The sequence below is a fragment of the Polaribacter sp. BAL334 genome (assembly GCF_015767435.1).
Lineage (GTDB): Bacteria > Bacteroidota > Bacteroidia > Flavobacteriales > Flavobacteriaceae > Polaribacter.
In genome coordinates, this window is the sequence record NZ_JADWOV010000319.1 from 197,030 (window position 1) to 210,054 (window position 13,025).

The window sequence follows — 13,025 nt, forward strand, 5'->3', positions numbered from 1 at the left end:
AAATGAGAATTTTAAAAAATTTCGCAATGCTTGTAGCACTTACAAGTTTAATTTCATGTAACAACAAACCAAAAGAAGTTACTTCCTTAAAAACAGAAATCGATTCAGCAAGTTATGCCTTAGGATTAGACATGGCAGTGAAAGTAAAAGCTAATTTTGAAGAAGCAAACACTGATTTATTTTTACAAGGCTACAGAAATGGAATTGATTCAACAAATTTGTTGATCAAACAAGAAGATTTAAATGCTTTTTTAAGCAAATTTTTCCAAAAATTACAACAAGAAAAAGTTCAAAAAGAAGCTGAGAAAAAATTTGGCGCTGTTAAAAAAGCAGGAGAAGATTTTTTAGCTGAAAACAAAGTTAAAAAAGGAGTAATTACTACAGAAAGTGGTTTACAATACGAAGTAATCACAGAAGGTTCAGGTGATAAGGCTTTGCCAACCTCAAAAATTAAAATTCATTATCATGGAACTACAATTGACGGTCAGGTTTTTGATAGTTCAGTTGATAGAAAAGAGCCTATTGATGCAACTCCTACTCAATTCATTGCAGGATTTAGCGAAGGTTTATTATTGATGAATAAAGGAGCGAAATATCGTTTGTATATTCCTCAAGAATTGGCTTATGGTGCACAACAAAGAGGAGATTTAATCAAACCATTCTCAACATTAGTTTTCGATATTGAGATGTTGGAAATCACTAATGAGTAATGAAATATTTGAAACTATTACTTTTAATTCCTTTCATATTTAGCTGTAATTCAGCTAAATATGATGGATTGAAAGATGGTTTGTATGCAGAAATTCAAACAAACAAAGGCGATATTTTATTGGAATTGTACTATGAAGATGTTCCAATGACAGTTGCCAGTTTTGTTTCTTTGGCAGAAGGAACTAACGACAAAGTTCCAGATTCAATCAAAGGAAAAAAATATTATGATGGACTTCGTTTTCACAGAGTTGTAAATAATTTCATCATTCAAGCAGGTGATCCAACAGAAACTGGGAAAGGGTTTCCAGGATATCGTTTTGGAGATGAATTTCCAGTTGATGAAACCAATGAATATATTTATTCTCATAACGATTATGGGATGTTATCCATGGGAAATTCAGGACCTGATACTAATGGAAGTCAATTTTTTATTACCAAAACTCCATCACAACATTTGGATGGAAAACATCCAGTTTTTGGAAAAACTATTGTGAATTCTTTACAATTAAAAGAGCTAAAAAAACAATTTTCAGACACTTTAACACTCAAAAAAGCAATTGACTCTGTTCGACTTTTAGTTGTAAATTCAATTGTGCAATTTGATACCATCAAAAAAATTAAAATCATCAGAATAGGAGAGGAAGCAAAGAATTTTGATGCTCCAAAAGTTTTTGAAGAAGAAATGGTTCAATATGAATTAGGAGAAGAAGGGCGTCAAAAAATAAAAGATGCTATTGAAGAAAAAAGATATAATGAATACTTAGTCAATAAAAATGCTTTTTTTACAAAATTGGATGAATCAAATGCAGTTAAAACGTCTTCTGGTTTAGGATTTTTAGTTTTGAAAAGCAATCCAAAAGGACAAAAAGTTGTTGATTTTAAATCGATAAAAGCTCATTTTTCATTATTTCTTGCAGATGGTAAAAAAATACAATCCACTGAAGATAGTGGTGCACCTTTGGTTTTTCGTTTAGATGATAAACAAAGACCAATGATAACTGGCTTTGCAGAAGGTGTAAGAATGATGAAAGAAGGTGAAAAAGCACGCTTATTTGTGCCTTATTATATAGGTTTTGGAGAGGCTGCTTATGGTCCTTTTCCAGCAAAATCAGATTTGGTTTTCGAAGTAGAGATAATAGAAATAGAAAAATAGTTTGTTAGAAATTCTTATACAAAAAGATAAAGAACTTCTTATTTTCTTAAACAATTTAGGAAGTGAACAATGGGATTCGTTTTGGTTACTAATCACAAAACAATTTTATTGGACTCCTTTGTTTCTTCTTATTTTATTTATGATTTTTAAAACTTTCGGACTTAAAAAAGGAGGTTTTATTTTATTATCAATCGTAATTTTAGTTGCTTTTTCTGATCAATTCACAAATTTAATCAAGGATTATTTTCAAAGATTGAGACCCAATAATGACCCAGAAATAAATCATTTGCTGCGTAATTTTATTCAACCACAAAGTTTTAGTTTTACTTCAGGACACGCAACAACTTCAACTTTTTTTACAGTTTTTATCATTCTTTTACTAAGAAAATACTATAAAAACACCTATTTTTTGTTGTTTTTTCCTTTAATTTTCGGGTATAGTAGAATCTATTTAGGAGTTCATTTTCCTTTGGATATATTTATCGGTTTTATAGCAGGAACCATTTTTGCAATCATTTATTATCAATTATTTAGCCTAGTTTTTAAAAAATTAATGGGCTAATTTTTTGTTATTAAAATACAAGTATTTTGTTGAATGATAATAAGCCATCAACAAACTATCCATTTGTGATGCTTTTATGGAATCAATTTTAGAAAGATTATCCATCGTTTTTGTTCTCAAATCATACAATCCTTTTGTCTTTGTTACTAAAGTTTTAGAAAAGTATAAACTGTCTTTCAATATTCCAATGGTTGGTTCTCCATTCATCCTTAAATACACGAAGGAAAAAGAATCTTTTGCGGCAATTGGATCTAAAAGATTTCTTCCCAAAGTATAATTTGTATGATTGATATTCATCAAACTCATGACTGTTGGAAATAAGTCAATCAATTTTCCGTACGTTTTTATTTCAATTGGCGTAACTACTTTTGGGGCATGAATAATGAAAGGAACATGCTGTAATTGAATATTTAAGTCAAATTCTTTTGAATATCTATCAGTTTGATTCATAGCTGTATTATGATCTCCAAAGAAAACAAAAACAGTATTGTCATAATAGCCTGATTTTTTTGCTCTTTGTAAAAATTTACCAACATTGAAATCCAAATAACGCAATGCATTTAATTGTTCCATAGATTTAAATCCTGACTTTTCCAATATATCCGCAGCAATTGAATCTTTAGAAAGAGGTTTAAATTCCTCTTTTTCGTCAGGAACAGTAAAGGGAATGTGATTTGAAGCGGTTTGTATATAAGCTACAAAAGGTTTTTTCTGTTCATGTAATTTTTTAAATTCTTCATCAGATTCTTTGAACAATTCATAATCATCAATTCCCCAAACATCAGCTCTATTTTCCATGTCATAACTTCCTTCTTCAAAAATATGAAGACCTGTTATATTCGCCTGAAAAATACCTCTGATATTCGCCCAATTCGCACTTCCTCCAATCAAATACAATTTTTCATAACCATCAAATTGATCAAACAGAATTCGCTGATCTATAATCATAGGATTTCTTGAGGCTGTATTAATGTCATCCACATCTGGCAAACCAGTAACACTGGAAAAAACACTAGCTGCTGTACCTGATTTGTGCACGTAAAAATTGGAAAAGTGAATACTTTTTCTCAATAAAGAATCAATATGAGGTGAAGCGTTTGCTGCATTTCCATAATATCCCAAAGGTTTTACTCCTAAGGACTCTAACATTACAAAAACAACATTCATTTTTTCAGTGGATGCATTGTTGAAAATCATTTTTCTTTCGAAAGAAATACTGTCTTTTCGTAAATTTAAATTTTCTGAAATAATAGGATAGTATCTTTTAAAATCCTCTAAATCAACACCTTCACTTCTAAAAGCAAAACTATCAAAAAAGTATAAAACCGGATTCAAAGCAAATTGATTGATCGCAATATTTTTTGAAAAAAAAGCTTGACTCCAACGTAAAGGATAATGTGTAAAGCTACTATAAATGAAAAAAGAAAGTACAAAAATTGTATTAGCAAAAAAGATGCTTTTTTTCTTTTTTGAAATAAGTATATTATTTTTAGAGGATATTTTGTACTGCCAATTGCTAAATTTATAAACTAGGAATCCAAGAATCAACAATCCAAAAAGTCCTGAAAAAACAGGATAACTTTCCAACATTACTTGTAGTGAAATTTTTAAATTCGTTGTAAAACGGAGTGCAGTTGCATCAATTCTTGTATTTAAATAATTGTAAAAACCAAAATCAAATAAGTAAAATACGGTAATAACCACATAAAAAATCACCCAATAATAGAGCGCAATTTTTTTAAATAGTAGTTTTGTAAAAAATCGATTATTGAGAATTAGTATTAAAATTGCAATAGGAAACACTACCAAAGTAGCCAACTTTAAATCAAATCTTATTCCTAAGAAAAAAGCATTCTTTATTTCTGAAGTATCAAAATCGGACGTATCAAGTGCAAAAAAATAAAATATCAATCGAAAAATTGTAAGGTATACAAAAAGAAAAAGTACATTTTTAAAAATATACTTTATATAATTAGCTAATTTCAAAGTATATAAAATTTGACTTCAAAATTATTAAATTAAAGTTAAATTTATGTTATGAATTTTTATTGTTTTTTAAAATATTTAATGATTTATTAATACTAAAAAACGAGTTTCAAGAGCTTGATTTCTAGTGTTTTCTGATAAAAACTGAAATGAAAGTCTGCTAATTTGAAAATTAGAAATTTCTTTAGTGATTCGATAATCAATATTTTTTCTTTTGAAAACCTCTAACTCAGTCTTATCCAAATAAAAAACGTTCCCTTTTTCTTTATGAATTTGTAATGTGTCAACTCTTTTTAAAGGTGTATCTAAATAAAATTCAAAACCAAAATGATGATATTTATTGTCCAACAATCGTGCTTTTCCATCAAAATTTTTATTCACAAATGTAGCAGCGCTTTTTCCACCTTGAAATTGAATGATTGTAGGATAAAAATGTGTAAATAAATATCCATAGCAAACTAAAAAAATAGTTGCTGAAAGTAAAGTTACTGACATTATTTTTGAAATTTCTGCATAGTATATTTTCCAAATAATAAAGCTTGCGAAAATAATAATGGGTATTATTATGATATTAAAATTTGGTTTTAAAAAATAATGTAAGGAAAGGATAATAAATAAAATAATGATATTTTGAAACCCAAAAACAAACTTGATTGATAGTTGATATTTATGATAAATAGAATTTAATCTTACTATAAAATCAGCAACTAAAATTGAAATAAAGGGAAAAATGATATTTGTGTAATGAGCTAGTTGAAATTGGCTTAGTGAAAAAATTATAATGGTAATTACACTTCCAAAAAAGGTGTAGAATTCTTCTGAAACTTGAATTTTTAGAAAATTTCTTTTTACTTTTAAAAAACTTGCGAAGTAAAAAATAATACCCCAAGGCAAAAAAGCCCATAAAATTGTATGGAAAAAGAAGAAAATATCTCCTGAACCTTTAATGGGAGCTGTATTAAAAAATCGACCAAACTGACTGTCCCAAAAGAAAAATTGGATTCCAGAAACTTCTGTTCTATTAAAAATCACCTTTTCTGGATGCAAATCAAACTGAAGGTATAAGGCAATTAATTCTGGCATAATAAAAAGGAAAATTAATAAAAATGCAATAATCCAAATTGGGTGGAAAAGTTGTTTCCAATTTCGTTTTATTACTAATTCTCCTCCCAAAGCAGCAGCAATCGGAATTAAAGAAAAAATACCTTTTGTCATGATTGCTAAACTGCAAAAAACACATGCAAATAGTAGCGATTTAAAGGAATTTTTTTTTATAAAACTATCAAAAAAATAAATGCTTGCAATTATAAATGTTGTTAAATAAGGCTCAGCTCTAACGTCAAAATTTGAAATTACACTATGAGTTGAAATTGCTAAAATTATTGCCGAAAAACAGGCAACTCTGGTCGAATAATTTTTTTGTGCAAACTTAAAAGTCATCCAAATTCCAAAGAAAAAAGTTAGGATTGCAGGAAGTTTATATGCCCAATTGGAAACACCGAAAATTTTAAAAGAGAGTGCTGTAACCCAAAACGGGAAATGTGGTTTGTCTAACCAGTCGTGACCAAGAGAGTATAAATTAATAGCATCAGAATTTTCGACAATTGTTTTGGAAATTGTGGCATAAAGTGCGGCATCAGGATCAATTAAATCGATTGGAAGTCCAATAAAAGTGATAAAAATATATAAAATAAAAATCAGAAAAAACAGGTTTCTTTCCTGTTGAAGTAGTACTTTTTTCATTAAAAATTATTTGAAATAGTTATTTTTCAACTTTTTTTTTAAAAATGTAAAGTAACAATTTTCAGACGATAATTTTTCTGTATGATTGGTTATTATTTTTTTAAATATTTCTACATCTTTAAATATAAAAAATCCATTTGCTATTTTTAGAATTCCCCAAAATAAGTTGATTAAAATACTTAAATTTGCCCCAGAAAAACTCAAAAGGAGATTATGAAAATATCATACAATTGGTTGCAACAATTTTTGAATGTAAGTTGGGAAGCTGCTAAAACTGGAGAATTGTTGACTAATTTAGGTTTAGAGGTGGAAGGAATTGAAAAAGTTGAATCGATTAAAGGAAGTTTGGAAGGGATTGTTGTGGGAGAAGTTTTGACTTGTATTCAACATCCTAATGCGGATAAATTAAAAATAACAACAGTTGATTTGGGCGATGGAATTCCTGTGCAAATTGTGTGTGGTGCTCCCAATGTTGCTGTTGGTCAAAAAGTGCCTGTAGCCAATGTTGGAACTACTTTATATACTGAAAAAGGAGAATCTTTTGTCATCACAAAAAGCAAAATCAGAGGTGAAGTAAGTCATGGAATGATTTGTGCAGAAGATGAAATAGGTTTGGGAAAAAGTCATGATGGCATCATGATTTTAGATGCTTCTTTAGCATCAGGAACTCCAGCAGCAAAAGTATTTGATATCAAAACAGACTATGTTTTTGAAATTGGTTTAACACCCAATAGATCTGATGCCATGAGTCATTATGGTGTGGCAAGAGATTTGAGAGCTGGTTTGATTCAGCGCGATTTAAAATTAGAATTGATTTCTCCATCTGTAAGTGATTTTCACGTGGATGAGAGAACAGCACGAATTGAAGTTGAGATTCCTAATAAAGAATTGGTGCCTCGTTATTGCGGAATTACCATTTCTGATATCAAAATCAAAGAATCTCCAAAATGGATTCAAAATCGACTAAAAGCGATTGGAATTACCCCGAAAAATAATGTGGTTGACATCACAAATTATGTGATGCACGAATTAGGACAACCTTTGCATGCTTTTGACGCTCAGAAAATTACAGGAAATAAGGTCATTGTGAAAACACTTCCTGAAGGAACAAAATTCACCACTTTAGATGGTGTAGAACGAACTCTTTCTGATGAAGATATTATGATTTGCGATGCCAAAGAAAATCCAATGTGTTTGGGTGGGGTTTTTGGAGGAATCAATTCAGGTGTAACTGAACAAACCAATTCAATTTTTTTAGAAAGCGCTTTTTTCAATCCAATTTCTATCAGAAAATCAGCAAAACGTCATGGATTAAATACAGATGCTTCCTTCAGATTTGAAAGAGGAATTGATATCAATATGACAAAATATGCTTTAAAAAGAGCTGCTTTATTGATTGAAGAATTTGCAGGAGGAAAATTAACTTCTGATATTTCTGATTTTTATCCTGATAAAATTGAAGATTATCAGGTATTTTTATCTTACGAAAATGCATTTCGTTTGATTGGTCAAGTAATTTCAAAAGATACTATTAAAAATATTTTAGCTTCTCTTGAAATTAAAATTAATAGTGAAACTGAAGGAGGTTTAGGGTTGACAATTCCGTCTTATAGAACTGACGTTCAACGTGAAGCTGACATTATTGAAGAAATTTTACGAGTGTATGGCTATAATAATATTGAATTTTCATACAAATTAAATACGTCAATTTCGTTCGATAAAAATGACGATATTAAAGTGGAAAATAGCGTTGCAAATCAGTTAACTTCTCTTGGTTTTAATGAAACTATGGCGAATTCTTTAACAAAAAGTTCGTACGTAAATCTTAGTGAAAATTTACAAGAAAATGCAAATGTAAGTATTTTAAATCCTTTGAGTAATGATTTAAGTGTCCTTCGTCAATCGTTGTTATTCAGTGGATTAGAATCAGTAAATTACAATATTAACAGAAAGAATAGTTCTTTAAAGTTTTTTGAATTTGGAAAATCATATCACAATTTTGAAAGTGGTTTTTCAGAAGAAAAACACCTAACACTTTTTGTAACTGGAAATAGAAGTAAAGAATCTTGGAATTCAACTACAAAAACCACTGACTTTTTTTATGTAAAAGGAGTAGTTACTGCTATTTTATCACGATTAGGAATACACAATCTTAAAAATAATCCAACCAAAAATGATATTTTTTCTGAAGGAATTTCTTTGAGTTTAGGAAAAACTATTTTGGTTGATTTTGGTGTTGTAAAGAAATCCATTTTGAAAGAGTTTGGAATCAAACAAGAAGTGTTGTTTGCTGATTTTAAATGGGAAAATGTTTTAAAATTATCAAATAATCAAAGTTTCAAAGTACGTGAATTGCCAAAATTCCCTCTGGTAAAAAGAGATTTAGCCTTGTTGTTAGATGCAAAAACTGAATTTAAAGAAGTGTATAATTTGGCTTTTCAATCGGAAAAAAACCTATTGAAAGAAGTTGATTTGTTCGATGTTTATGAAGGTAACAATTTGCCAGATGGAAAAAAATCTTATGCAGTAAGTTTTGTGTTGCAAGATGAATCAAAAACGTTGGAAGAAAAGCAAATTGAAAAAATCATGCAAAAATTACAACAAACTTTTGAGAAAAATTTAAACGCTGTTTTGCGATAATTTATAAGCTCCATATTGGAGCTTTTTTTTATATTTGAGGATATGTATAAAAATTTTTTAAGACCTATTTTATTTCTTTTTGACCCAGAGAAAGTTCATTATTTTACCTTCTCTCTCATTGGGTTTTTGTCAAAAATTCCACTTGTTTCTAGCTTATTCAGAAGTTATTTTCAAGTAAATGATGTGAAATTAGAGCGAAAATTATTTGGTCTTACTTTTAAAAATCCAGTAGGTTTAGCAGCAGGGTTTGATAAAAATGCGGTTTTATACAACGAATTGGCTGATTTTGGTTTTGGATTCATCGAAATTGGAACTGTGACACCAAAAGGGCAAGAAGGAAATCCTAAAAAACGCTTGTTTCGTTTGAAAGATGATCAAGGAATCATCAATAGAATGGGCTTTAACAATCATGGTTTGGAGGCAGTAATTAAACAATTGAAAAAGAACAAACACAAGGTAATTATTGGCGGAAATATTGGAAAAAATACGTTCACCTTACCTGAAAATTACACAGCTGATTACATAGAATGTTTCCAAGAATTACATCCTTTTGTGGATTATTTTGTGTTGAATGTGAGTTGTCCAAATGTGGGAAGTCATGCAAAATTGAATGACAAAGACTATTTGATTTCTTTAATTACGGAATGTCAAAAAGTGAATCAAACATTCAAAATTAAAAAACCAATTTTACTAAAAATAGCTCCAGACTTGAATCATCATCAATTGGATGAAATTATTGAATTGGTAGCTGAAACAAAAATTGATGGTGTCATTGCTTCCAATACTTCCACTTCAAGAGAAGATTTAAAAATTTCTAAGGAAATCTTAGCACAAATAGGAAATGGTGGTTTGAGTGGTCAACCTATTAAAAATCAAAGTACTAGAGTAATACAATATTTGGCTGATAATTCTCAAAAAGCATTTCCAATTATTGGAGTAGGAGGAATTCATTCTGAAGAAGATGCTTTAGAAAAACTGAATGCAGGCGCAGATTTAATTCAAATTTACACAGGTTTTATTTATGAAGGCCCAAGTTTGATAAAACGCATCAATAAAGCGATTTTAAATCAGTAATTTTCAATGATTGAAATCTTACTTTCATTTGTATTCGCATCATCAGTTTTGGCTATTTCTCCTGGGCCTGATAATATTTTTGTGCTAACTCAAAGCATTGTGAATGGTAAAAAACAGGGTTTTGCAACCGTTTTTGGATTGATGACAGGATGTATTATTCATACTTCTTTGGTTGCTTTTGGTGTTTCTGCAATCATCAAAAATAACGAAAATATCTTCCTTTTATTGAAAGTATTTGGAGCTTCTTATTTGTTGTATTTGGCTTATAAAGTATATCAAAGTGATGCTGAGATTTCCTTTTCTACTGATAACGTTCAAAAAAAATCTGAAATTCAATTATTCAAAACAGGTTTTTTGATGAATGTATTGAATCCAAAAGTGACTATTTTTTTCTTGGCTTTTTTTCCTCAATTTTTGTTTTCCAAAGACCTTTCTGTAGTGCTGCAATTTTATATTTTGGGATTTATTTTTATCCTAGTTTCGTTTGTTATTTTTGGAAGTATCGCTTTTTTGGGTGGCAAAATATCTACTTATATTCAGCAAAACAAACAAATTGGCTTGGTTTTAAAATGGGCACAAATTTTTGTTTTTGTTGGGATTGCGCTTTTGATATTTTTGTAATTGTAATCAATAAAAGGGTTTGGAAATTGTTTTCAAAAAATAGTTGTATTTTTCTCAAAAAAGCATTCTAATTTTTTAAAATTCAATAATTTTCCATGGTAAAAAATTTCAGAAATAGCTTACTTTAACTATCTTTGATTTCAATGAAACAAGTCAAAATCATAGAATGTCCAAGAGATGCCATGCAAGGCATCAAAAGTCATTTTATTCCTACTGAAAAAAAAGCATTATATATCAATTCTTTGCTGAATGTTGGTTTTGATACCTTAGATTTTGGAAGTTTTGTGTCGCCCAAAGCGATTCCTCAAATGCGAGATACTGCAGAAGTTTTAGCAATGTTAGATTTGTCAAGAACGCAAACCAAATTGCTAGCAATTGTCGCCAATACAAGAGGAGCAATGGATGCATCACAATTTGAGGAAATCAATTATTTAGGATATCCTTTTTCTATTTCCGAAAATTTTCAGATGCGAAATACGCACAAAACCATTGAGGAATCTATTGAAACTTTGGATGAAATTTTGGAAATTGCTACTAAGACACATAAAGAAGTGGTTGCCTATTTGTCTATGGGTTTTGGAAATCCATATGGAGATCCTTGGAATGTTGAAATCGTTGGAAAATGGACTGAAAAACTAGCCAAAATGGGTGTAAAAATTTTATCATTATCAGATACAATTGGCAGTTCAACACCCGAAATTATTGACTATTTATTCTCTAATTTAATTTCTCAATATCCAGCAATTGAGTTTGGTGCGCATTTGCATACCACTCCTGATTCTTGGTTTGAAAAAGTAAATGCTGCATACAAAGCAGGTTGCGTTCGTTTTGATGGTGCTATTATGGGTTTTGGAGGTTGTCCAATGGCAAAAGATGACTTGACAGGAAATATGCCCACTGAAAAATTACTAAGTTATTTTACGGTACAAAAAGCGATTACAAATATAAAACCTATGAGTTTTGAAAGCGCTTATAACAAAGCATTAGAAATATTTGAATGATGAAAAATTTCAAGTTTTATATTGTTTTCACCTTTTTAATATCCCTTTTTTCCTGTAAAAAAGAGGATCAAAAAATTAATTTTACTTTTTTGCAACTTAATGATGTTTATGAAATTGCACCTATTCAAGGAGGAAAATTTGGAGGAATGGCAAGAGTTGAAACTGTTCATCAAGAATTGCTAAAAGAAAATAAAAATACACTTTTGATGATGGCTGGCGATTTTTTAAATCCATCTTTGATTGGAACTTTAAAGGTTGATAATGAGCGAGTTTATGGAAGGCAAATGATTGAAGTGATGAATGCTATGAACTTTGACTTGGTTGCCTTTGGAAATCATGAGTTTGATTTATCTCAAAATGACCTTCAAAAAAGATTGAATGAAAGTCAATTTCCTTGGATTTCATCCAATGTAAAATTGATTTCAGAAAAAGATACTGTTGCATTTTACAAAGAAATAAATGGTCAAAAAGTACCCTTAAAAGATACTTTTATCAAAGAGTTTGAAGATGAAGATGGTACTAAAATCAAAATTGGTTTTATCAGTGTGTGTATTCCTTCCAATCCTAAAGATTATGTTCATTATGAAAACATGTTTGACAAAGCAAGGGCTTCTTACAATGCCCTCAAAGATAGTGTTGATGTGGTTTTTGGATTGACACATGTGAAAATTGTGAATGATAAACGGATTGCAAAGTTATTGCCAAACATTCCCTTAATTATGGGTGGTCATGAGCACACAAATAGCAAAGATAATGTTGGGAATGTGTTGATTACAAAAGCGGATGCGAATGCCAAAACAGTATATATTCATAGAATTTCATTTGATAAAAAAACTAATAAAGTGATTGTAAATTCGGAATTGAAAGAAATCAATGATGGAATTCATGAAGACAAAAAAGTAGGAGGAATTGTTTCAAAATGGCAAAGAATTTTAACGGAAAACATCAAAAAAATCATTGACAATCCCAACGAAATTATTTACAATGCCAATCCTGGTTTGGATGGTAGAGACACTCCAATTCGAAGTGAGCAAACCAATTTAGGAATTCTCATTACAAAATCAATGTCCTATTCTTTTGATAATGAGGTAGATTGTGCTTTGGTGAATGGAGGGTCCATTCGCATTGATGATGTTTTATTGGGAGATATAACTCCAGTTGATATTTTTAGAGTGTTGCCTTATGGAGGTGCAGTTTTGAAAGTGCAACTCAAAGGAAGATTGTTAAAAAGAGTTTTAGATTATGGTGTTTTAGCAGCTGGAACTGGGGCTTATTTACAGCGATATAATGCAGAAAAAGTAAACGATATTTGGATGATTAACAATCAACAAATAAATATTCAAAAAACATATACTGTAGCTTTTTCAGACTATTTATTAAAAGGTTTTGACATTCCTTTTTTATCGGAAAAAAATAAAGAGGTAATTTCAATTTATGAACCAAAACCTGATGAATTGGCTTTTGATATTCGAAAAGCAGTAGTTGCGTTTTTGAAAAAAAAATAATAAAAAAGCTTCACAATTTGTGAAGCTTT

10 protein-coding genes are annotated in these 13,025 nt (G+C 29.8%); 8 read left to right on the top strand and 2 right to left on the bottom strand.

Translation table 11 applies throughout. The features are described from left to right. The first annotated feature begins 2 nt into the window (after nt 1-2). The 3 genes from IU405_RS13985 to IU405_RS13995 are packed head-to-tail and all read left to right on the top strand — an operon-like array spanning nt 3 to nt 2,426. Nucleotides 3-710: an FKBP-type peptidyl-prolyl cis-trans isomerase N-terminal domain-containing protein gene (locus tag IU405_RS13985; protein WP_197439230.1), complete on the top strand. Its 708-nt coding sequence runs from the start codon at nt 3-5 to the stop codon at nt 708-710. Then, entirely contained in the window at nt 710-1,864 is a 1,155-nt protein-coding gene (locus IU405_RS13990) for a peptidylprolyl isomerase (RefSeq protein WP_197439231.1), read from the top strand. The genes IU405_RS13985 and IU405_RS13990 overlap by 1 nt, the downstream gene beginning before the upstream one ends. Before the next feature lies 1 nt (nt 1,865). After that, nucleotides 1,866-2,426, top strand: coding sequence for a phosphatase PAP2 family protein (locus IU405_RS13995; protein ID WP_197439232.1), 561 nt, complete (start codon nt 1,866-1,868; stop codon nt 2,424-2,426). Here the strand turns inward: IU405_RS13995 and IU405_RS14000 are convergent. After that, nucleotides 2,415-4,337 carry an LTA synthase family protein gene (locus tag IU405_RS14000; RefSeq protein WP_231749758.1) on the bottom strand — a complete coding sequence of 641 codons (1,923 nt, stop codon included), beginning with the start codon at nt 4,335-4,337 and terminating at the stop codon, nt 2,415-2,417. The two genes, IU405_RS13995 and IU405_RS14000, sit on opposite strands and share 12 nt — an antisense overlap. Before the next feature lie 153 nt (nt 4,338-4,490). Then, nucleotides 4,491-6,155: an ArnT family glycosyltransferase gene (locus IU405_RS14005; protein WP_197439234.1), complete on the bottom strand. Its 1,665-nt coding sequence runs from the start codon at nt 6,153-6,155 to the stop codon at nt 4,491-4,493. A 213-nt stretch (nt 6,156-6,368) separates the two neighbouring features. On the opposite strand from IU405_RS14005, the gene pheT reads away from it, so the two are divergent. The 5 genes from pheT (at nt 6,369) to IU405_RS14030 (ending at nt 12,996) form a co-directional block, all read left to right on the top strand. Beyond that, complete coding sequence (pheT, locus tag IU405_RS14010) at nt 6,369-8,795, top strand: phenylalanine--tRNA ligase subunit beta (protein WP_197439235.1); 2,427 nt, start codon at nt 6,369-6,371, stop codon at nt 8,793-8,795. Between the two features lie 42 nt (nt 8,796-8,837). Next, nucleotides 8,838-9,869, top strand: a complete 1,032-nt coding sequence (locus tag IU405_RS14015) for a quinone-dependent dihydroorotate dehydrogenase (RefSeq protein WP_197439236.1) — start codon at nt 8,838-8,840, stop codon at nt 9,867-9,869. 6 nt (nt 9,870-9,875) lie between these two features. Beyond that, entirely contained in the window at nt 9,876-10,490 is a 615-nt protein-coding gene (locus IU405_RS14020; RefSeq protein WP_197439237.1) for a LysE family translocator, read from the top strand. 143 nt (nt 10,491-10,633) lie between these two features. After that, on the top strand, nt 10,634-11,491 hold the full coding sequence (locus tag IU405_RS14025) for a hydroxymethylglutaryl-CoA lyase (RefSeq protein ID WP_197439238.1): 858 nt from the start codon (nt 10,634-10,636) through the stop codon (nt 11,489-11,491). 89 nt (nt 11,492-11,580) lie between these two features. After that, the gene (locus tag IU405_RS14030) at nt 11,581-12,996 is read left to right on the top strand and encodes a bifunctional metallophosphatase/5'-nucleotidase (protein WP_231749760.1); all 1,416 of its coding nucleotides are present in this window, start codon (nt 11,581-11,583) and stop codon (nt 12,994-12,996) included. Nucleotides 12,997-13,025 lie beyond the last annotated feature (29 nt).

Bases quoted from the DNA above. Each gene is read 5' to 3' on its own strand.
- IU405_RS13985 (WP_197439230.1), top strand. From the start codon at position 3: ATGAGAATTTTAAAAAATTTCGCAATGCTTGTAGCACTTACAAGTTTA.
- IU405_RS13990 (WP_197439231.1), top strand. From the start codon at position 710: ATGAAATATTTGAAACTATTACTTTTAATTCCTTTCATATTTAGCTGT.
- IU405_RS14005 (WP_197439234.1), bottom strand. From the start codon at position 6,155: ATGAAAAAAGTACTACTTCAACAGGAAAGAAACCTGTTTTTTCTGATT.
- pheT (WP_197439235.1), top strand. From the start codon at position 6,369: ATGAAAATATCATACAATTGGTTGCAACAATTTTTGAATGTAAGTTGG.
- IU405_RS14015 (WP_197439236.1), top strand. From the start codon at position 8,838: ATGTATAAAAATTTTTTAAGACCTATTTTATTTCTTTTTGACCCAGAG.
- IU405_RS14020 (WP_197439237.1), top strand. From the start codon at position 9,876: ATGATTGAAATCTTACTTTCATTTGTATTCGCATCATCAGTTTTGGCT.
- IU405_RS14025 (WP_197439238.1), top strand. From the start codon at position 10,634: ATGAAACAAGTCAAAATCATAGAATGTCCAAGAGATGCCATGCAAGGC.